We start from the raw sequence: 20,523 nt of genomic DNA, 5'->3' as shown, positions 1-20,523 counted from the left end.
TTTAACGGGTTTAACCCCAAAATGATTAAGTATTATTGCCGATTGCTGTTACACGTGTGACTCTGTATTAAATAAAGTAAAGTGATATTATGAGCCAAATTTTAAATGCCAACAGAATAAAAATAAGCAACCAAATTAAGCAACCAAATTAAGCAACATAAGTTAGTTGCTATACTTCGCTTAAAGCAACAAAGCGATGTAGCCCCTTTGATTAATTGCTTAGTTAATGCAGGCATTAACGCACTAGAAATCACCTCAAATACACCTGGATTTGAGCAAGAAATAGCAAAAGCACGCGCTGCTTATAAAAATACTCTCATTGGTGCTGGGACAATAATTAACACCGCCCTTGCGCAACAAGCGATTGATGCCGGTGCGCAATTTATAGTTACACCAAATACTAATCAAGCCGTGGTAGAGCTTGCCCACCGCCATGGTTTACCTGTGTTAATGGGCGCACTCATCCCTACCGATGTTGCCAATGCAATAGAGTATAACGCCGATATTATTAAGGTTTTTCCTGCAGGCAGTATGGGGGTTAATTACTTTAAAGCGCTAACGGGGCCTTTTTCTGATGTGCCATTAATGCCCGTAGGCGGCATTAATTTAGACAACCTAGCACATTGGTTTGCAGCGGGGGCATGCGCAGTCGCGGTAAGTAGTGATTTTAGTAAGCCGATAAATAACAAACAGCAATACGACACATTAAGCCAATTGGTGTGCAAATACATATCAGCGGTCGCTCACTTAACAAACTAAATAATACAGCTAAAAGTGAGCTTTTATTAAAGGTAATACAGCTTTAATAACGATCTTTTAACTCCCCAATTTCTTTTTGATTTTAGTTTGCCACTCAAGTGCAAGCTCCGGTAGTTCAAGTGCTGCTAATAATACGCTTTCATAATCTGGGTAGTGTTTATCAAAAAACGCCTGAAACAACGTTTTAACCGAAATGTTATGCTCAGCTTTATGTTCAATAGTCACTGCATCGCCCGTTTTAGCAATACCTTGCTCAAGCACTCTAAAATAAACACCCGTGTGGTAATACTGAGTAAACAGTTTTAGGCTTTGTTTATTATTAAGTGCAATAGCCAATTTAAAGCACGGCACACGTGGCTGGCTTACTTCAAGCAGTGCAGTACCTATACGAATACGATCCCCTATATGAATATTTTGCTCATCAAGGTCTGAAATTGTGAAATTTTCGCCAAAGGCACCGACTGCTAAATCATCATTTTTAAGGGTGCGCTTCCAATAATCGTAATGATTGTGCGAAAACGCATAAATCGCTTTATCCACCCCGCCATGATTGACTAAATCGGCTTGTTCATCACCTATTATATTTAGCTTTTCAATAACAACCGGCTCATTGGTTGGCGTTTTAAATATGCCCGTTTTAACCTTCTTGCCGTTATGCTCAACCGTTTTTATTTTAGAGATATTGGTAGAGATTATATGCATTTACTTAATTGCATCCTGTTCGATACTTTGCCATTTATCCAGTGCTTGCTTGTCGCTTTGTTTAAACTCAACCCAATTTGAGGAGTCTTTAAAATGCTCTTTTTTCCAAAACGTGGCGTGGTTTTTTAAGTAATCCATAATAAACTGTGCGCCTTCAAACGCGGCTTGGCGGTGGCGGCTGGTTACGCCAACAAATACAATTTGCTCACCAAGCGCTAAATAGCCTACTCGATGAATAATACTTATGCGGGCAAGTTGCCAGCGTGTTTGCGCTTGTTCGGCTATAGATTGCAGTAGTTGCTCAGTCATCCCTGGGTAGTGTTCAAGCTCAAGGGCGATTACGTTATCGCCGCTGCTAAATTCTCGCACCAGCCCTGTAAACGTCACTACGGCACCATCACTTTTGTTATTACTGCACAGTGCGCCATGTTGCTCGCCTACTGAAAAATCATGCGTTTGTACGTTAATGCTTATACTCATTAGCCACCTGTCACTGGTGGGAAAAAAGCAAGTTCATCCCCTGCTTTTACAAGCTCATCGCTTGATGACATAGTTTGATTAAGCGCACACAATACATCACGCTCTTCAAGCCATGACTGCCAATGCGGGTTTTGCTCAACCAGCATGTGTTTAAACGCTTTAATGCTAAGGGGGGTCGCTATCTCAACGGTTAACTTATCGCACTTTAGGCGCTCTTTAAGTTGGCCAAAAAACAGTACGTTTACATGCCCTGCAGCTGCATCAGTATCATTTAAATTAGTCTCGCTGCCAGCTACCATGCTTGCCTCCTGCTTTTTGCGTTACACGCATACCGTGTATTTCCATAAGCGGATCGGCGGCTTTACACATATCAAATAATGTAAGGGTCGCCACAGATACAGCGGTGAGTGCTTCCATTTCAACGCCCGTTTTACCCGCCAATTTACAGTAGCTGGTGACTTTAATTTGGCTATTTGCTTCATCAAGTTCAAAATCAACGGCTACTTTACTCAGTGCCAGCGGGTGACAAAGCGGAATTAAATCAGCGCACTTTTTAGCGCCCTGAATACCCGCAATTCGGGCTACGCCTAGCACGTCACCTTTTTTATTTTGATTAAGCAACACTTGCTCAAAAGCCTGTTTGCTCATTTTAATGTAGGCCTCGGCAGATGCATCGCGCAGAGTGACCTCTTTTAGCGATACATCAACCATATTTGCTTGGCCATTTTCGTCTACGTGGCTCAGCATATTATTGCTCTCGCGATTCGCATTTTTTACCAATAGTAATATGCGGTGCAAAGTTACATGGCTTGTGCATTGAGTCTAACTGATCTTTTATAATACCTGTCCAGGCTGTTTTACATGCGCCTGTAGAGCCAGGCATACAAAAAATAACGGTGTTATTGGCAAGGCCCGCCAACGCACGTGATTGAATAGTTGAGTTACCAATTTCGCCGTACGAAATATGTCTAAATAGCTCGCCAAATCCATCTACGCTTTTATCAAACAACGGTGCAAATGCCTCTGGTGTTGAGTCGCGCTCAGTAAAGCCCGTACCACCGGTTACTAAAATAGCGTGAATGGTGTCATCGGCGATCCACTGCGATGCAACTGCTCGCATTTGGTAAACATCATCTTTAACTATGTCTTTATCCGCTAAGTGATGGCCAGCTTCAGTAAGGGCTTTAATTAAATAATGGCCTGAAGTATCCGTAATTTCATCGCGTGTATCGCTTACTGTCATTACGGCAATGTTTAATGCGATTTGTGACTCAGTTGTGTGGCTCATAGGGTTCTTCTCAATAAATTAGGTTTGTGTTGGTCAAATTGCTCGTTAACAGCTTTAAATTGCGCCGGTGTATTGGTATTAACAAGTGCGTGCGCTTTATTACATTTTAGCGTTTGCACACCAATACTACGGGTAAACTGTTTAATTGACTTATGACTATTTGCGTTTATGAGTAATTGTTTTAAATGACGTTTAACGCTTTGGGTGTTACGAATATACAGGGGTAACGGTTCATTTTCAAAGTGCCACGCATGTATTTGTGGCTGATTTGTTTGAAAGTAAGGGTTATCGCTTGCTGCAGATGCAATTTGCGATAATAACGTGCAAGTAAGCAATGGCATATCAACAGCGGTTACAAGTATATCTTGCTCTGTTGCCATTAAGGTTGAATAAATCCCTCCAAGCGGGCCAGAGCCTGGGTATATATCAGCTATGTATTGCGCAGTAGCACTTTGTACGTTACGGCTTATAAGTACATCACTTGCCCCTGCAGCTGTTAATAACTCACATGCATTTTGCAGTAATGTTTTATTTTTTAAAATGAGGTTGGCTTTGTCGCTGCCCATTCTGGATGATTGCCCACCAGCGAGTACAACCCCTGTAAACACGGCTTTATTGCTCATTTTAGCCGCCCAACATAGCTAAATGGGTTGTGGCGCCCGTTAAGCGCTTATCAAGCTCATGGCTAATGGTTTTATTGCCCATTGCCGCTTGAATCGCATTTACAGTGGCTGGCATATCTTGCGCATTTAAATGCGGGCGTAAGTCTATTCCCTGCTCGGCAAACAAGCACAAATGTAATTTGCCTAATGGCGATACTCTTAATCGGTTACAGCTTTTACAAAAATCTTTACTGTAGGGCATAATTAAGCCAATGCGCCCCTCAAAATCGGGGTGACAAAACTCCTCTGCAGGGCCGTTTAATTTACCTCTTACTACCTGTAACCAACCTTGTGCTAAAAGCTGCGTTTTAACACTTTGCCCGCTTAAATGGTTTTGTTCAAAAAAGGTGGCACCATTACCTGTTTCCATTAATTCGATAAAGCGTACCGTTACTTTTTTATGTTTTACCCAGTCTAAAAAATCATTTAATTGGTTTTTATTAAATTGCTTAGCCAGCACTGCATTTATTTTTATGTCTTTTATACCCAGCTCAATTGCCCGGTCTATTCCTTTTAAAATATGAGTTAGCTTGTCGTGTCCTGTAATTAATTTAAACATGCTCGGGTTTAAGCTATCTATACTAATGTTTAGGGCATCTAGGCCAGCCCTGTAAAACTCATCAATTTTATTAAATAAGTTAAAACCATTAGTTGTTATGGCGACTTTTTCTATGCCTGGAATGTTTTTACATTGCTTTATAATGTCGGTTACGTCACTGCGTAAACACGGCTCACCGCCCGTAATGCGCACTTTTTTTGTGCCTAATTGCGCAAACGCATTTACTAAAGTGTTTATTTCGTTTTTATTTAAAAAGTTACGCGGGGTATCGCACTGATACCCGTTTGGTAAACAATAGGTGCAACTAAAATTACACACATCGGTAATTGAGAGGCGCAAATAGTTAAACTGCCGACCAAATTGATCATTAAGCATATGCTTCCTTGTTTATTTACATTTCAACTGCAACATCAATACTGTTAGCGTTTTGCGTAGTATGCTGCTTTATTAATTGGCTTAACTGGGTTTTACACGACCCACAGTTAGTGCCGCATTTTAGTTTAGACCCCAATTGTTCTACTGTATTTTCACCACTTTTAATGGCGTTTATAATGGGTTGTTCACGTACTTTAAAGCAACTACATACTTGTGCGCCTTGAGTAAATTCTTCATCAGGCGTGGCATACAACAATGACTGTAATTGGCTAAAGGTTATTAAAGGCTTTGCAAATAAATGATTTATCCACTCAAGTGATATGTCTTTTTGAGCCGACGAAATGACCGCAACAAACACTAACTGCTGGTTTTGAATACATTGAACATGCATTGCTTTTGCACTGCCCATTGCCGACCACTGCCCTTGTAACCCTGTCAGTGTTTGGCAATAATAAAGCAAATCATTTTGTGGCTCATTGAGCGCTAACTGATAGTTAACACAATTACTTGCGTTAACTTTAAGCCAAAAATCACTGGTTATTTTAAGCTCTGTTTTGCTAAAAACTTGCATGTACTGAGCAAACTGCGCTTTAACTAAATCAACAGCACCATGCTTACACTCAGCCTGGCCCGAAATAGGGTCAACAACCGATTGATAAAGCCTACTTACCGTAGCGGATGAGGCAAATTGCTTGTTCCAGTGAATAGGCATAAAACATTCGCCTTTACGCACAGCATCCGTTACTTTTGCATGAGCCGTCACTTGCCCTGTTTTAGCATTGGCAGTTATTAAATCGTTTGCTTTTATGTTTAATTTGCTGGCATCTATGGGGTTTATTTCAATGTATGGGCGCGTTATATGAGTAGAAAGGGCTGTACTTTTTCCGGTGCGACTCATTGTATGCCACTGATCGCGTATTCGCCCTGAGTTCATTACAAACGGGTAATCGCTTGAGGTTTGCTGCACAGGAAGTTTGGGCGTTATAGGAATAAAGCGGGCTTTTTTATCTGCGGTGCTAAATTGATTATTAACAAAAACCTGCCCGTTTTTATATGGCTCATTTTTTAGTACCGGCCACATAACCGGTTTTAAGTTATCGTATTGCTGCTGTGAAAGCCCCACTAAGGCTGATAAATTTAATAGCCTCTCACCGTTATTTTCAAAATCTGTAAGTTGTGCCCATTCTTCAAAAATGCCACTGGGGTCTGTAAAGTCAAACCCTTCAAAACCCATTTTTTGGGCAACTAAACACATTATTTGCCAATCGTTTTTAGCCCCCGAAAATGGCTCAACAAGCGGGCGCTGTCTCGATATTCTGCGCTCTGAATTAGTTACTGTGCCGTTTTTTTCGCCCCATCCGGTTGATGGGAACGCCACATCAGCAAATTTTAGCGTATCACTTTTAGCAATACAGTCAGACACAACCACCAGCTCACATTGCTCAAGTGCATGTTGTATTGCTGCGTTATTAGGTAGGCTCACCATCGGGTTGGTTGCCATTACCCAAATAGCTTTTATTTTCCCTTTGGCGATTTCATCAAACATATCAATCGCATTACACCCTGCTTTTTTAGCTATTGTTGGCGATTGCCAAAAACGCTGCACTAACTGTTGGTGCGCGTCGTTTTCAATGTCTAAATGTGCTGCTAATTGATTTGCCAAGCCCCCTACTTCACGCCCACCCATAGCATTAGGCTGCCCCGTTATTGAAAACGGGCCACAACCAGGTTTTAGCAATTTACCCGATGCTAAATGCGCATTTATAATGGCATTACACTTATCAACCCCTGAGCTTGATTGGTTAATACCCATTGAATAAAAACTAATAGCGGTTGGGCTTTGGGCAAATAAGGCGTAAAAGTCACTGACTAGCTGCGCGTCGATATCACAAAAATCACTGACCGCTTTAACACTCCACTTTTTAGCCTCTGCAAGCGCTGTTTCAAAGCCATTTGTATGCGCGTTTATAAATTGGGTATCTAAATAGTTATGTTCACTTAAATAATTAAGTAAGCCGTTATAAAGTGCGCCGTCGCTGCCTGGTTTTATATTTAAAAAGGTATCGGCAAGTTCGGCTGTATCGGTTTTTCGCGGGTCGATAACCACTACTTTCATGTTTGGATTAAGCTTTTTTGCGCGCTCCATACGCTGGTAAAGCACCGGATGTGTCCACGCTGCATTTGAGCCAATTAAAATAAGTAGCTCCGTCTGCTCTAAATCGTCGTAGTTACATGGTACTACGTCCTCACCAAACGCACGTTTATAACCGGCAACCGCCGATGACATACACAGCCTTGAGTTTGTATCTATATTGCCTGAGCCTATGTAGCCTTTCATTAATTTATTGGCAACGTAGTAATCTTCAGTCAGTAACTGCCCCGATACATAAAACGCAACCGACTCCGGCCCATGCTCTTTAATAATGGCGTTAAATTTGTTGGCAACGTAATCAGTTGCCGTATCCCAGCTGGCGGGTTCGTTATCAATAAGGGGCGATGTTAAGCGATTATCAGTGCCAATGGTGTCAAGCAGATGGGTGCCTTTAACACACAAACGGCCAAAATTAGCTGGGTGCTCGCGCGTGCCTTCAAGTTTTGTTGGGGTATTATTTAATAATGAAATATCAACCCCACAGCCTACACCACAATAAGCGCAAGTGGTTTGTTTAAGCAAAGGTGTGTTTGAACATGTGTTTAATGTTTCCATACTGCTCTCTTATTATTTGCGTTAAGCGCTCTGGGATACAGGCTCATCTACTGGGGTTAGCGTGGCTATTTTATTATTAAGTGCACTGCTAATAACGCTTTGCACTAGTTTTTCACAGCCTCCACAACCAGTACTTGCTTTAGTAGCTTGCTGCACTTTATTTAAATCGCTACAACCTTGTATAACCGCTTGTTCAATAGTGTGTTTTGTCACTTTGTGGCACGCACAAATAATGGCATCACGTGGCAAATCATCAGCGTTTAGCTCGCCCGCGTCACCTGCAAGCGGTATTATTAATGACTCTGCGGGCACACTAAGCTCAATGCCATTTAAGTGATACTGCAATAAATTATCGTAATCACTGGTATCGCCAACCAGTACAGCACCTATGAGCTTATTGCCTTGCTCATTAGTGACTACTTTTTTGTAAATACCGCTTAGTTGATCTTCAAAGTAATAGCTAATTGCGCCTTCACTGCGTGCATGAGCATCACCAATTGAGCCTACTTCAACACCCATTAATTTAAGCTTGGTGCTCATATCGGCACCGCTAAATTCATCAGCACTAGTTGAGGAATTGTTAGAGGTAGTGTGTAAAGCTTTGTTTGAAGACCACTGTTGTAAAACATGCTCCGCCGCTACTTTTGCCATCGCGTAGCCCGGTGCTACAAGGCCAAAAATAAAGTTATTCCAAAGGGCGCATTCGCCTATGGCGTATATGTTTTTATCATTCGTTTGGCAATGGTTGTTTATTACGATGCCGCCGCGCTCACCTATTTCTAAATTAAACTCACGAGCTAGGTTATCGTATGGGCGAATGCCGGCCGAAAATACAATCATGTCGGTTTCTAGGGTTTGCCCCCCTTTAAAGCACATTTTATAACGGCTGTTTTCACCCTCTATAATTTGCTCTGTCGCCACTGATGTATGCACTGTAACGCCCAGCTCGGTAATTTTATTTTTTAGTAACCGCCCGCCAGCACCATCTATTTGTACGCCCATAAGTTGTGGTGCAAATTCTATTACATGGGTTTGCAAGCCAAGCTGCTTTAACGCGTTGGCTGCTTCAAGCCCTAATAAACCGCCGCCAATTACTACGCCCACTTTGCTGGCATGTGCAGATTTTTTTATGGCGTGTAAATCGTTAATGGTTCTGTAAACTAGGCAATGCTCACGGTCTTTTCCTGGAATCGGTGGTACAAATGCAAATGAACCGGTAGCCAATATTAACTTGTCGTATTCAAATGTTTTGCCTTTTGCAGTAGTGACTGTTTTTGCATCGCGGTTTATATCAACCACTTTAGAATGAGTATGAAAGCACACTTGCCAATCTTGATAGGTTTTACTGCAGGTAAGTGCTAAATCGTCTTCGGTTTTACCTTTAAAAAAAGACGAAAGCTGTACGCGGTCATAAGCGAGTCGGTCTTCACCGCTGAGTACGGTAATCTCCATATTTTGAGTATCACCTTGTTGTGATACTAGCTGTTGTACAAAATGATGGCCAACCATTCCATTTCCGACAACTACAACACGCTGCTTGCTTGGCATTAAAATCACCTGTTTGATTTAAAATACACTTAATTTTAAATGGGTACTTTAAATGTATAATTTATTATGTGTTGGTTATAGCAATATGCAAGCCAGATATATAATCATTACATTTCAACAGCTTAACCGAGTTAACACAGTAAAAAAAAAGTGAAAGCACCACAAGCTGGCGCTATTGCACCAACTTGTAACGCTTTAAATTAAATAACGAGGGTTTAGGTTAAATACTTAAAATTTAGCGCTTACCCATACCCAAAGTTTTTGGGTATCGACTTTGCCTGCAGCGCTATCGCCTGCTGAATAATCGGCATATTTTGCGCCTACCGCATAGGTTTTATTAATAGGCTTTACGTATTGTACGTTTAGCTCTGTGCCTAAATCATCAACGCCATTGGCGCTATCGTTGGCATCAAAGCTGTGATACGCCAACAGCCATTTACCGCCGTAAGCTTTACCATTTAAACTTACATAAGTGTCATCAAGCCCTTGTGCTGGGGTTGCTAAAAACGTATCGGCCCAGCCATTAAATTTATGCATTGTGGCAAGCGGCGTGGCAAAACCATAATCGCCGTTATCAGAACCCAGTGACTCAATACCAGCTTTTAATGTAACGGTTTCAATGCCTAAACCGCCTAGTTCTATCCCCCCTTCAAATGCATAATAATCAGCGTCAAAATCACTCATGCTCGTTGATGCAGATTGCGTGGCGTACTGTGCTTTATAGTAAAATTTAATATCGCTGAGCGTTTTATTACCATTAAAAGAAACGCCATAAGTATCTAAGCTGTCATCATCTACTGCGTCGTTACTTAATAAATAGCTGTATAAAACCACCTTACCTAGGCTTGTTTTAAAGCTTGCATTGATAAGGTGATCGGATGCATCAATATCTTTGCTATCGGCAAATATACGGTTGCGCTTACTTATGTAGCTATAGTGCAAGTTAATATCATTAAAGGTGTAATTTACTGTTGCCGCATCAAAGGTTTGCCTGTTTTGCCTAAAGCCAACGTGGCCTGCGAAGCGCTGTCCATCAAGCGCTATTACTTGCCTACCTACTTTAATTGATAAAGCATCTTTTGCGTACTTAACAAAAGCCTGATCTATCTCTGTGGTTTCAGGGTCGGCTATTACTGAGTAATTAGTATTTTTACCCAGCGTATTGTTGTAATCGTCTACACCTAATAGGCTTCGGCTATCTTCGACCTCTAATAAAGCAGAAAAGCCATTCATTTCATCCGTTTTATGAGTAAGGCGTGTACGCAGCGTTAAGCTACTGGCATCTTTTAGTGCGTTATCTTGCTCTGCACTTTCATAACGCAACCTAAAATTAAGGTCGGTTTGCGCTGCAACACTAATTGAAGGCGCAGCAATGCACCCTATCATTAAAATAATAGGTAAGTTATTTTTATAATTTAACATCTTGGTCTCTTAGTTTTTAATTATGAGCACGCACAATAAAATGATAAATAAACACAGCGAAATGCTCTTCCAGAGTAATACTGGATCGCGTTTCATTATTGAAATTTTGTTGGCTGAGCTCTGTAAATATGGATTAGGTTTACTAATATCTGTTAAAAACTCAGAAAATGCGTGGTATCTGAGCGCTGGTTTTGGCGCAAGTGCTTTCATTAAAGCCTGATCTAACCAAAAGGGTATATCGGCTCGGTACTTGCGAATACTTGTGTATTGCCAGTGGCTGTAATCAATAGGGGTATGACTTGCCGGTAATGTTTTATAAGGCAGCTTCGAGCACAATAACTCATAAGCAATCACCCCAAGCGAAAACATATCGCTTTTAAAATCGGCATGCAGCGAAATAAGTGTTTCAGGAGCCGTATAATCTATAGTACCTTGCGGGCAGTGATCGGCTATTTGCTTAACCGACTCATCCATAGCCGCAACACTTACAGTACCGTAATCAATTAACGTAACTTTACCGTGTGCATCTATCATCACGTTATCGAGCTTTAAATCACGATGTACCATATCTAATCGCTGAAATGCCCTTAGCGCATGCACTATTTGCTCTACAATACTGCGCACTTGCGCTATTTCTAAATAAGGGACGTCGTGCTTATAGTCACTGAGGGTTTGTCCGTCCATGTACTCGCAAATATGATATAAAAATCGGCTTTGCGATTGCGTATTTAAAACCTTCATTACATTAGGATGATTTATACGTTGCCCTACCCACCCTTCGCGTATAAAGCCTTGAAGGTAATGTATATCGTCTTCAAAATTAACCGAGGGTGCCTTTAATACAACGGGGGGGGCATCAGGTGCTTGCTGTACCAAATAAATGTGCGATCGGCTGCTTTCGTTGATTTTACGAATAACCGTATAACCATCAATTATTTGGCCAACTTCTAATGCGGGTAGCATTTTGCGCTGCGTTAACGATTGATAAAGCTCATCTAGATTTTGCTGCGCAATGCTATTTACCTTCACTAATAAACAACTCACATTATCATCACTGCCTTGTGCTATAGCGCGTGAGGTAATGGCCTTTGCTGCCTGCTCTAAGTTGTTATGGGCGTTTATTTCGTTGGCAATTTCACTATAGGGCAATACATCATGCACACCATCGCAAGTCAGTATGTAAATATCGCCGGCTTTTAGGTCAACTTCGTAAACATCAATTTCTTGATGTGACTGCGCGCCTAAAGCACGAGTGAGCGTATCATTTACTTTATGATCCCGCGTTATCGCTTCCATTTGATTATCGCGTAAACGCGTAATGCGAGTATCGCCTAAATGAAATATATACCCCGTAGCTGATTTTAATATAAGCGCCGTAAAGGTGGTCATCCAATCAGCTTGGCGTTGCCCTAAGTGGTTATAGTTGACTGATTGCGAATATAACCACTGATTTAAGCTAGCTAAAACCTTAGAAACCGATTTTTTGACTGCCCAGCTGTCGGGTGTATTTAAATACTCATTTATAAAGTGAGTAACACTGAGCTGCGATGCTTGTTTGGCATTTTTAGCCGATGAACACCCATCCGCTAAGCACGCAATAGCGCCTTTTGTTTCTTGTTGTTCGTGCTCAGTATTTAAAGCAGCAAACGCATCTTGATTTTCATCTTTTATGCCCGCGGCACTGTGCCCACCAAAAGAAACATCTAGCGTATTATTACGAACTTGAGCGTGTTGGGTTTCATCAAACATGGTTAACGCTGCCTTAAGTCACTGAAATAAGTTCAACAGAGCCATCTTCGTTTACTTCTGTCATGTGCCCATCTGGCTCTTTCATGAAAAATAACGCCCCTAAACCTAACAATGCACTGGCAGCAATAATCATAAAGAAAGTTTGGTAATCCACTAATGAGAGCGCCGTTAAATACACCACCGCGCCTACGTTACCGTAAGCGCCTGTCATACCTGCAATTTGCCCTGTTAAGCGGCGTTTAATAAGTGGCACAGCCGCAAAAACCGCTCCCTCACCAGCTTGCACAAAGAACGAACACGCCATGGCGGCAGCTACAGCAAGCCAAAGTGGCCAGCTAGCGTCAACTAAGCCCATAACAAAGTAGCCAACAGCTAACCCTGAGGTAAGAACAATAAGTGTTTTACGACGACCCATTCTATCTGAGATCCAACCACCACCCGGGCGCGAGGCTAAATTCATAAACGCATAAGCAGAGGCCAGTAAACCTGCGTACACCATATCTAGGCCAAACACTTCCATAAAAAATAATGGCAGCATAGATACTACGGCCAGCTCTGAGCCAAAGGTGGTAAAATATAAAATATTAAGTACAGCTACTTGCTTAAATTCGTAGCGGTGCGATTCTGGCACGGGTTGTTTAAAAATATGTCCGTTTATATCAAAGGTTTTATATACCTCGTAGGCGTATAACAGCACTAAGAATGCATAAACGGCTAAAACAAAATTGGCAGAAATTAAATTAGCGCCTGTAGGAGACAACTTCCAAGTAAGCAAAGCCAGTGCGCCATACATAGGTAATTTCATAATAAGCAATAATACAAAGTCACCTTTACTGGTTACTTCCATTGCGCCTACTTTTTTAGGCTTAAAGTACGTCCCCCCTTTTGGTGTATCGGTTACGTTTATGTACCAAATAACACCAAAAATAACACTAAGTACGCCCGTTAAACCAACGGCATAGCGCCAGCCATCGTCACCGCCAAACATAAGCGCTAATACAGGTAGTAACATGGCAGCGGCAGCCGAGCCAAAATTACCCCAGCCACCATAAATACCTTCTGCTGTACCAAGCTCATTAGCTGGGAACCATTCGCTCACCATACGAATGCCCACTACAAAGCCTGCACCAATAAAGCCTAGTGCAAAACGCGCGATAGCGGCTTGCTCAAACGTGGTGGCCATAGCAAACATAAAACACGGTATGCTACATAAAATAAGTAAAGCGGCATAAACAATACGCGGGCCAAACTTATCTGTCAGCATGCCAACAACAACACGCGCGGGAATGGTTAAGGCCACATTTAAAATGAGAAGCGTTTTTACCTGTGCCATAGTTATACCTAGCGAGCCCGCTATTGCCCCTAATAATGGAGCATGGTTAAACCATACAAAAAAAGAGATAAAAAACACCATCCAGCTTAAATGTAGTATTTTCATTTTTCCGCTAAACGATATGAGATTAAACCCAGAACTCGGTTGCATGTTTTTTTCCTTGTAACGATTATTATTTTAAGCAGTGAGTACGACTTTGGTAGTAATAACACTGCGAAGATTGTTAAATTAACGTTAACCGCTTTCAGCAATTACTAAGCCAACAATTAATAGGTAGGTTTTTCAGTTACTTATATTTTTGGGAATTAATATTTATTTCGCTTTGCACTATTTAAGCAGCTTTGTTGGGCGTAAACAGTGCAAAGAATTTTTAAGCTTTACTTGCTCTAGGTTTTAACCAATTGGTATTGTTAAAAAAAATTATGAGAACTCATTAATGCAAAAACCCCCTTTAACGTATCAGCAGCAATTACGCTATTCTCGCCATATTATGCTTCCTCAGCTAGATATAGATGGACAAGAAAAAATATGGCAAAGTCATGCTCTTATTGTGGGGTTAGGTGGATTAGGCTGCCCAGTTGCGCAGTACTTAGCGGCATCGGGCGTAGGTACGTTAACGCTTGTAGATAACGATGTGGTTGATGCAACTAACTTGCAAAGGCAGGTGCTCTATAAACAAAGTGATGTTGGGTGCTTAAAAACCCACAGTGCAAAAAAACAGTTAACTCAGTTAAATGATGAAATAGAGATCCACACTATTGATGAATTTTTAAATGAAAACTCGCAGCTTGAACAATTACTTAGCAAAGTAGATGTAGTTATTGACTGCACTGATAACTTAGCAACACGTAATTTGCTCAACAGCGCCTGCTATAACACCCGTACGCCCTTGGTTTCGGGCTCTGCCATAAGGTTAGAGGGACAAGTAGCTTGCTTTACAATGGCGCCTAATAGCCATTGCTACGGGTGTGTGTCACAGCTCTTTGGCGAACAAACTCAAAGCTGTTCAGAGTCAGGCGTACTCTCCCCTATTGTAGGGCTTATTGGTAGTATTCAAGCGACTGAAGCACTTAAAATTATTGCAGAACTGCCTAGTAAACTCACCGAGCAGCTATTACTTGTAGATGGTTTAAGTATGGAGTTTAACCGTTTTAACATTGTTAAAAATAAGCACTGCTCTGTTTGCAGTGCTTAATTTAGTACATTGTAAATGCATGACTGCTCTTTAGAGCCTAATTTAGCGTTTCTAGGTTATTTATTGTCAAGTAAATCTGCTCGCCTAGGCTTACAGCACTTTGCTGCCATTGCCTTTTAGACACCGTGCAATACAGTAATTGCGTATCTACGTTAACTGTAAGTAGCCATTGCTCATCAAGCTGCTGGGTATTTTCAAGCATACCTATTAGCACATTTGCACTGCTCTCGTTAATTGGTTTTACTTTGCTGTAGGCTATTTGGCTGCTTTCTATAATTAACTTATTGTTTTGTTTTACCAGTGAAGGCACTGCATATAAATGCTGTTGGCTATTACTAAGAGTAAGCTGGTAAAGACCAAAAGCCTCATTAAATTCAGGCTTACTATAACTAAGTATACTGAGTGGCGTTTGGCTCTTATTTGTATAAATACTTTGCACCACTTCTTGTGTTGCACCGCACTGGAGCACGTTGCCTTTCGCTATATGAAGTAATGTATCACTACAATAAAGTAGCTCTTTTAAAGAGTGGCTAACAATAATAAATTTAATACCATGGGATTTATTAAGTTGTTGAACAGCCCCCAACATAGTAAAACGCGTTGACCAATCTAAGGCGCTAAATGGCTCATCAAGTAAAACAACTGATTGCCCACTTAGTAGTGTTCTTGCAAAAATTACACGCTGGCGCTCCCCGCCCGAAAGCCCAGACACATCACGATTTAGTAATGGGTTTAGTGCTAATAAATCAATTACCTGATCAGGCGTTAGGTTGTTACTTTTATTTTTACAATGCTTGTGAGTAAACAGTAAATTACCCATCACATTTAAATGTGGAAATAACGGGCACGACTGCAGCTGTAATGTAAGTAGGCGTTTATCTGGCTTTAAATGGGTAATATTATGATTATTTATACACACATTTTGCGCCGTCGTAAGCCCTGCTATCGCCTGTAATAAGCTCGATTTGCCCGAGCCCGAAGGGCCAAACACCCCTAAAATATCAAATTGATTTATAGCTAAATCAACATGTAATTCAAAATCGTCCAAACGTTGATGACATTGTATTTTAAGCACGATTAGCAGCTCCGTTTATCACGGTTTTATTAAATTTAAACAACAACACTAAACACGCAAACGAGATTGCTAGCAATACCAACGACAATTGATGCGCAGCCCCATAATTAAGCGACTCTACATGGTCGTACAACGCAATAGACACCACTTGGGTTTCGCCTTGTATATTGCCACCAATCATTAGCACTAAACCAAATTCTCCCAATGTATGGGCAAAGCCCAGTGCAAAGGCACTGCCTATGCTTGGCTTTAATAGCGGTAACGTTAAATACATAAAACGCTTAAATGGACTTATTCCTAAGGCAATAGCAGCTTGATTGTAAGTAGTATTTATTTGTTTAAAGCCCGCTAGTAATGGCTGCATCACAAAAGGGAGAGAGTAAAATAACGAACCAATAACCACCCCTTGAAAACTAAACGCGAGCTGCGTACCCGTTAGCCAAAACCAAAACTGGCCAAATGCATGAGTAGGTGAAAACAATACCAATAAATAAAAGCCCATTAGCGTAGGCGGCAGCACCAAAGGCATTGCTATAAGTGCTTCTAATATAGGCTTTAACTTACCTTTATAACTGGCTAGCTGCCATGCAAGCGGAATGCATATAATCAACAAAATAGCAGCCGTTATAAAGGCAAGTTTAATTGTAAGCCACAGCGCTGTTACATCACTTGCTAACATCACTTTCCTTTGCTTTATAGCCAAGCTCTAATAATGTTTTTGCGGTTGAGGAGTCATTTAAAAAAGCCATAAATTTTTTAGCTGCCGTTAAATGCTTAGTAGCGCTTATGATAACGCCTTGCTGCGTTATTTCAGGGTATTTTTCAGGTTCGATAAGCGTGTAATTTAAATATTTTTTATTTTTAGTTTTGCGATACGCCGACTTTAACGTAGATAGCGCGACCAAGCCTTTAGCGGCATTGCCTGTTTCTACAAATTGAAACGCATGGGTAATATTATTTGCATACACAAATTCATACGGTGTTTTTATATAGTTTTTAGCATAATGCGCCGATGATTGCCCATATGGCGAAAACCGCGGATTAGCAATGGCTAATTTATTATTAATAACTGAGTTGCTTGGCCGCCACAGCGCTAATAAACCTATCGCATAGGTAGTTAAGCTATTTTTAAGTGCAAAGCCGTCTTTGATCAGTGCGTGTGGGCGTGCAGCGTCGGCTGATAAAAAAATATCGTACGGTGCACCGTGCATAATTTGTGAGTGTAATACGCCGCTAGAAGCAGCTGATATTTTAATATTAATATTTTTTAGGGCTGGGTTAGTCACCAGCGTTTGCAGCACAGGTTTAAAATTGCTCGCAACGGCTATGTGCAGCGTTTCTTTTGCGTTAAGAGGATTGCTAAATACCACTAACAGTAATAACAAATAACCACACCATGTATTGTAAAGCTTTAACATTATAAGTATTGTTTTAAAAATCAGACACATTATAAAAAACAATATATATGAACGATGTATGCAATGCACCTGGTTTATTACCAGTAGAAACCGCAATTAGTAACATGCTAAGCGCTATTAACTTTGATAAAGCCGCAGAAACCATTTCAATAATGCACAGTGTTGGCCGTGTTTTAGCAAACGATATTAAATCCAATATAAATGTGCCTGCTCACGATAATTCGGCAATGGATGGCTATGCACTTTGCCTAAGCGAAGGGCTAACAACTTATCAGCAAGTAGGCAGTGTATTTGCTGGGCAAACCTTTAAAAACACCTTAACACCTGGGCAATGCGTTAGAATTATGACCGGCGCTGCCCTGCCCCCTGGCGCTAATGCGGTAGTTATGCAAGAAAACGCCAGCGTAGATAACGACAAAATAACATTTACAGGTCATATTGAGCTCAATAATAATGTGCGCTTTGCAGGTGAAGACATTGCAAAAAATAGTGTTGTTTTTAAAGCAGGCAGAAAACTAAAAGCAGTCGATGTAGGCTTACTTGCCTCTATTGGTATTAACCAAGTAAGTGTATATGAGACACTAAAGGTCGCGGTTTTTTCTACAGGGGATGAACTTATAGAGCCTGGCAATGCACTTCCAGCAGGTGCTATTTATGAAAGTAATCGCGCTGTTATATTAAGCGAGCTTAATGATAACAATATAGAAGTGATTGATTTGGGGATAATTGCCGATGATAAAACGCTCATTAAAAACACGTTTTTAAAAGCAAACGAGCAAGCCGATGCCGTAATAAGCTCTGGTGGTGTATCGGTTGGCGAAGCCGATTTTACTAAAGAAGTATTAAATGAAATTGGCGATATCCATTTTTGGAAAATTGCCATGAAACCGGGCAAACCCTTTGCTTTTGGTAAATTACCTAACAGCTACTTTTTTGGTTTACCAGGTAACCCCGTATCGGCAGCTGTTACGCTTGAGCGACTTGTAAAGCCAGCCCTTACAAAGCTTTCAGGAAATGAACATACTGCTAAGTTACGTTTAAAAGCAACCACCACAACGCTGATTAAAAAGCGACCCGGCCGTACCGACTTTCAACGCGGTATTGCCAGTACCGACGAAAACAATAACCTGTTGGTAACGCCTATAAATAAGCAAGGTTCGGGGGTACTCTCATCGCTTAGCCACGCAAACTGCCTTATTGTGGTGCCCGCCGAAAGTGGCAATATTGCAAAAGACGAAACCGTAGAAATAGAGCTACTATAACTTATGCCAATTTTCTTAGTTAGGTAGTATATAAGCACGAGTAATAAAAAAGCCCAGCAAGTATGTGCAACTTGCTGGGCTTAAGTTTAGGTTTAAACCGCTATTAAAATAACGACTCAAAATCTCCATTAGGAAATAATACCCCAGGAATACCACGTACTGCGGTTACATCCGCAATTTTTGTATCGCCTAAGTACAAGCCACCGCTGTAGTTGCTGCCAGCTTGTTTTACATCAAGCCAGCGACCGTTTTCACCTTTTGCGGTTAAACTAATATTGCTATTTACTTCTCTAATGCGTAAATCTAAGGCTTTTTGCTTTACGCTAATAAATACATCACTACTAGTAAGCTGCGATAAATCAATAACATCACCTACATACGCTAAGCTAAAATCACTCGCACCACCTAATGGCAGAGCCAGTTCTAGGCCAAACATTAAATCATCGTTTTCCTCACCCGTCAGTGGCGAAGCTTCTAATGCTGTAATATGGAAAGGCGTAGTTTGAATATCACTTTGATATTGGCCAGCAAAATCAAAGGCAGATAAAGACGTAACTTCCTGTGCAAACGCAGTAACAAATCGATTTAGATCTAATGATATCTCACCAGTAAGCTCGCCTGATTGCTTAGCAATAACTACGTCAGTGGTAATATTAGCAATGCCTGTTTGTGCATCGGGTAATAATTCACTTTGCTCACTTACCCCATCAAATTCCACCAGCAGTTCACTTACATCTACATCTAAGCGCGTATCGCCATTAATAACAGAAGCGCTCATTACCCCTTCTATTTTATCACCAAGTACACCGCTTATTCTAAATGTGGGGATAGACATGTCTATATTTACTGGCAAGCCATCATAGGTACCGGTAATTAGCCATTCGTAGGGTGAGGTTGAATAGCTAATATCAAGATTACGTAACGTGTACTGCCCTTCGCTCGCAGATACTCCTGCAAGTGGAGAGTAATTTATGAGTACCTCATTAATCACCTCAGCAAGCACAGTAATAGTTTGCTGCGTATCATCATCAAGTGCGCTTTCTAGTTGTTCAAGCTTCGCGTCTAAATCATCAGCGTAGGTTGTGTCCTGTAAGCGAATAACACCTAGCGCATCTCTTATATTTTCGAGTAATTCGCGTGACTCTAATGCTTGCTCAGTTTCAACTTTTTGCTGCCAATTGTTATAACTAGTCACGCTCGCAATAGTTTGCTTAACCTGCCCAGCTACACTTTGAATTAAACCATTACCTTGTTCACTGTAAAGGTTATCTGCAATGTATTGATCTGCTAAACTGCTGTAAGTTTGCCAAGCACTTGTATCATCCTGCTGGGTGATAAAATCATCAAATGCAGTGGCTAAATCAAAGCCTTCAACAGACACACCAGCGATGATAGCGCTATACGTAAATGCGTTAGCAACAATTTCTGCCTCTAGTGTATTACTCAAGCTACTATGTGTAAGCTGATAAAAAGGACTCGCAGATAAACTTGCAAGGGTCGCGTCAACATTTGCATTCGTAATTGCGGTGCTCAATGGCGAGAAAAACACCTCATTAACGCCTGGCGCAACATAGGCACGGGCGGCATAGTTTAAATTAACGCCAGTTATCTCTTCAAAATCAATTAAACGGTTTTCGTTTATATCGTTTACATCGCCGCGAAGCGTTCTGCCGCAGCCTGTAAAGCGTGGGCATGGCAAGGCGCTATCGTCAGGTATAAATTCAAATGTATAAAAATTAAGAGGCGATACACTCACGCTGGCGGTATTTATGTTTTCGACCGCGACAGACTCAACCACATTGCCTTGGCTGTCTAATTGATTAAGCGTACCTTTGGCTGATTGCCACTGAGGTACATAAAAATTTACGGTAGAGGTAGATGCTACGCTTATTTCAACCGCTTCGTCACTACTGTCATTTGAAGAGCCACCGCAGCCACTAAGCGCTAGAGCAACTGACAAAGGTAAAAGTTTTTTTAACATCTTCATTC

At 41.1% G+C, this 20,523-nt stretch carries 19 protein-coding genes; 3 read left to right on the top strand and 16 right to left on the bottom strand.

Annotation, left to right across the window (positions count from 1 at the left end; translation table 11 throughout):
• The first annotated feature begins 147 nt into the window (after nt 1–147).
• Nucleotides 148–759: a bifunctional 4-hydroxy-2-oxoglutarate aldolase/2-dehydro-3-deoxy-phosphogluconate aldolase gene (locus VOI46_RS06965; RefSeq protein WP_039972246.1), complete on the top strand. Its 612-nt coding sequence runs from the start codon at nt 148–150 to the stop codon at nt 757–759.
• Between the two features lie 57 nt (nt 760–816).
• Here the strand turns inward: VOI46_RS06965 and VOI46_RS06960 are convergent, their stop codons facing one another.
• The 12 genes from VOI46_RS06960 to VOI46_RS06905 form a co-directional block, all read right to left on the bottom strand.
• Nucleotides 817–1,461: an MOSC domain-containing protein gene (locus VOI46_RS06960; protein ID WP_004587757.1), complete on the bottom strand. Its 645-nt coding sequence runs from the start codon at nt 1,459–1,461 to the stop codon at nt 817–819.
• Nucleotides 1,462–1,941 (bottom strand): molybdopterin synthase catalytic subunit MoaE, encoded by a 480-nt coding sequence (gene moaE / locus VOI46_RS06955; protein WP_004587756.1) that lies wholly within the window; start codon nt 1,939–1,941, stop codon nt 1,462–1,464. It lies immediately after the preceding gene.
• Nucleotides 1,941–2,240, bottom strand: coding sequence for a MoaD/ThiS family protein (locus VOI46_RS06950; protein ID WP_004587755.1), 300 nt, complete (start codon nt 2,238–2,240; stop codon nt 1,941–1,943). Before VOI46_RS06950 ends, moaE begins: the two co-directional genes overlap by 1 nt.
• Entirely contained in the window at nt 2,218–2,688 is a 471-nt protein-coding gene (moaC, locus tag VOI46_RS06945) for a cyclic pyranopterin monophosphate synthase MoaC (protein WP_004587754.1), read from the bottom strand. The genes VOI46_RS06950 and moaC overlap by 23 nt, the downstream gene beginning before the upstream one ends.
• Before the next feature lies 1 nt (nt 2,689).
• Nucleotides 2,690–3,229 (bottom strand): molybdenum cofactor biosynthesis protein B, encoded by a 540-nt coding sequence (gene moaB / locus VOI46_RS06940; protein ID WP_004587753.1) that lies wholly within the window; start codon nt 3,227–3,229, stop codon nt 2,690–2,692.
• Nucleotides 3,226–3,852 carry a molybdenum cofactor guanylyltransferase gene (locus VOI46_RS06935; RefSeq protein ID WP_004587752.1) on the bottom strand — a complete coding sequence of 209 codons (627 nt, stop codon included), beginning with the start codon at nt 3,850–3,852 and terminating at the stop codon, nt 3,226–3,228. The genes moaB and VOI46_RS06935 overlap by 4 nt, the downstream gene beginning before the upstream one ends.
• Before the next feature lies 1 nt (nt 3,853).
• A complete protein-coding gene (moaA, locus tag VOI46_RS06930) occupies nt 3,854–4,825 on the bottom strand; it encodes a GTP 3',8-cyclase MoaA (RefSeq protein WP_004587751.1) in 972 nt (323 codons plus the stop codon).
• A gap of 16 nt (nt 4,826–4,841) precedes the next feature.
• Complete coding sequence (locus VOI46_RS06925; RefSeq protein ID WP_004587750.1) at nt 4,842–7,532, bottom strand: nitrate reductase; 2,691 nt, start codon at nt 7,530–7,532, stop codon at nt 4,842–4,844.
• A 21-nt stretch (nt 7,533–7,553) separates the two neighbouring features.
• On the bottom strand, nt 7,554–9,080 hold the full coding sequence (locus VOI46_RS06920) for an FAD-dependent oxidoreductase (RefSeq protein WP_004587749.1): 1,527 nt from the start codon (nt 9,078–9,080) through the stop codon (nt 7,554–7,556).
• A 228-nt stretch (nt 9,081–9,308) separates the two neighbouring features.
• Nucleotides 9,309–10,502 (bottom strand): alginate export family protein, encoded by a 1,194-nt coding sequence (locus tag VOI46_RS06915; protein ID WP_004587748.1) that lies wholly within the window; start codon nt 10,500–10,502, stop codon nt 9,309–9,311.
• Between the two features lie 9 nt (nt 10,503–10,511).
• Nucleotides 10,512–12,251 carry a bifunctional protein-serine/threonine kinase/phosphatase gene (locus VOI46_RS06910; RefSeq protein ID WP_004587747.1) on the bottom strand — a complete coding sequence of 580 codons (1,740 nt, stop codon included), beginning with the start codon at nt 12,249–12,251 and terminating at the stop codon, nt 10,512–10,514.
• 13 nt (nt 12,252–12,264) lie between these two features.
• A complete protein-coding gene (locus VOI46_RS06905) occupies nt 12,265–13,734 on the bottom strand; it encodes a NarK family nitrate/nitrite MFS transporter (protein WP_004587746.1) in 1,470 nt (489 codons plus the stop codon).
• Between the two features lie 286 nt (nt 13,735–14,020).
• Here VOI46_RS06905 and moeB point away from each other — a divergent pair, with 286 nt between their 5' ends.
• Nucleotides 14,021–14,779, top strand: coding sequence for a molybdopterin-synthase adenylyltransferase MoeB (gene moeB, locus VOI46_RS06900; RefSeq protein WP_273603347.1), 759 nt, complete (start codon nt 14,021–14,023; stop codon nt 14,777–14,779).
• Nucleotides 14,780–14,816: 37 nt separating this feature from the next.
• Here the strand turns inward: moeB and VOI46_RS06895 are convergent, their stop codons facing one another.
• Genes VOI46_RS06895 through modA form a run of 3 tightly spaced genes read right to left on the bottom strand, consistent with a single transcriptional unit; the run spans nt 14,817 to nt 17,272 of the window.
• On the bottom strand, nt 14,817–15,854 hold the full coding sequence (locus tag VOI46_RS06895) for an ATP-binding cassette domain-containing protein (RefSeq protein WP_004587744.1): 1,038 nt from the start codon (nt 15,852–15,854) through the stop codon (nt 14,817–14,819).
• Nucleotides 15,847–16,533: a molybdate ABC transporter permease subunit gene (modB, locus tag VOI46_RS06890; RefSeq protein ID WP_004587743.1), complete on the bottom strand. Its 687-nt coding sequence runs from the start codon at nt 16,531–16,533 to the stop codon at nt 15,847–15,849. The genes VOI46_RS06895 and modB overlap by 8 nt, the downstream gene beginning before the upstream one ends.
• The gene (modA, locus tag VOI46_RS06885; protein WP_004587742.1) at nt 16,520–17,272 is read right to left on the bottom strand and encodes a molybdate ABC transporter substrate-binding protein; all 753 of its coding nucleotides are present in this window, start codon (nt 17,270–17,272) and stop codon (nt 16,520–16,522) included. Before modA ends, modB begins: the two co-directional genes overlap by 14 nt.
• A gap of 47 nt (nt 17,273–17,319) precedes the next feature.
• On the opposite strand from modA, the gene glp reads away from it, so the two are divergent.
• Entirely contained in the window at nt 17,320–18,534 is a 1,215-nt protein-coding gene (gene glp, locus VOI46_RS06880; RefSeq protein ID WP_004587741.1) for a gephyrin-like molybdotransferase Glp, read from the top strand.
• A 103-nt stretch (nt 18,535–18,637) separates the two neighbouring features.
• Here the strand turns inward: glp and VOI46_RS06875 are convergent, their stop codons facing one another.
• Nucleotides 18,638–20,515: a hypothetical protein gene (locus VOI46_RS06875; protein ID WP_282337777.1), complete on the bottom strand. Its 1,878-nt coding sequence runs from the start codon at nt 20,513–20,515 to the stop codon at nt 18,638–18,640.
• Between the last annotated feature and the right edge of the window lie 8 nt (nt 20,516–20,523).

Origin of the sequence: Pseudoalteromonas sp. CuT4-3, assembly GCF_035666335.1 — a bacterium.
Lineage (GTDB): Bacteria > Pseudomonadota > Gammaproteobacteria > Enterobacterales > Alteromonadaceae > Pseudoalteromonas > Pseudoalteromonas atlantica.
The sequence above is the reverse complement of the archived record's forward strand: the minus strand, read 5'-3'. Positions and strand labels throughout refer to the sequence as shown.

Bases quoted from the DNA above. Each gene is read 5' to 3' on its own strand.
- moaA (WP_004587751.1), bottom strand. From the start codon at position 4,825: ATGCTTAATGATCAATTTGGTCGGCAGTTTAACTATTTGCGCCTCTCA.
- VOI46_RS06935 (WP_004587752.1), bottom strand. From the start codon at position 3,852: ATGAGCAATAAAGCCGTGTTTACAGGGGTTGTACTCGCTGGTGGGCAA.
- glp (WP_004587741.1), top strand. From the start codon at position 17,320: ATGAACGATGTATGCAATGCACCTGGTTTATTACCAGTAGAAACCGCA.
- VOI46_RS06920 (WP_004587749.1), bottom strand. From the start codon at position 9,080: ATGCCAAGCAAGCAGCGTGTTGTAGTTGTCGGAAATGGAATGGTTGGC.
- modA (WP_004587742.1), bottom strand. From the start codon at position 17,272: ATGTTAAAGCTTTACAATACATGGTGTGGTTATTTGTTATTACTGTTA.
- moaE (WP_004587756.1), bottom strand. From the start codon at position 1,941: ATGAGTATAAGCATTAACGTACAAACGCATGATTTTTCAGTAGGCGAG.
- VOI46_RS06910 (WP_004587747.1), bottom strand. From the start codon at position 12,251: ATGTTTGATGAAACCCAACACGCTCAAGTTCGTAATAATACGCTAGAT.
- VOI46_RS06960 (WP_004587757.1), bottom strand. From the start codon at position 1,461: ATGCATATAATCTCTACCAATATCTCTAAAATAAAAACGGTTGAGCAT.
- VOI46_RS06950 (WP_004587755.1), bottom strand. From the start codon at position 2,240: ATGGTAGCTGGCAGCGAGACTAATTTAAATGATACTGATGCAGCTGCA.
- moeB (WP_273603347.1), top strand. From the start codon at position 14,021: ATGCAAAAACCCCCTTTAACGTATCAGCAGCAATTACGCTATTCTCGC.
- moaC (WP_004587754.1), bottom strand. From the start codon at position 2,688: ATGCTGAGCCACGTAGACGAAAATGGCCAAGCAAATATGGTTGATGTA.
- VOI46_RS06915 (WP_004587748.1), bottom strand. From the start codon at position 10,502: ATGTTAAATTATAAAAATAACTTACCTATTATTTTAATGATAGGGTGC.
- modB (WP_004587743.1), bottom strand. From the start codon at position 16,533: ATGTTAGCAAGTGATGTAACAGCGCTGTGGCTTACAATTAAACTTGCC.
- VOI46_RS06925 (WP_004587750.1), bottom strand. From the start codon at position 7,532: ATGGAAACATTAAACACATGTTCAAACACACCTTTGCTTAAACAAACC.
- moaB (WP_004587753.1), bottom strand. From the start codon at position 3,229: ATGAGCCACACAACTGAGTCACAAATCGCATTAAACATTGCCGTAATG.
- VOI46_RS06875 (WP_282337777.1), bottom strand. From the start codon at position 20,515: ATGTTAAAAAAACTTTTACCTTTGTCAGTTGCTCTAGCGCTTAGTGGC.
- VOI46_RS06905 (WP_004587746.1), bottom strand. From the start codon at position 13,734: ATGCAACCGAGTTCTGGGTTTAATCTCATATCGTTTAGCGGAAAAATG.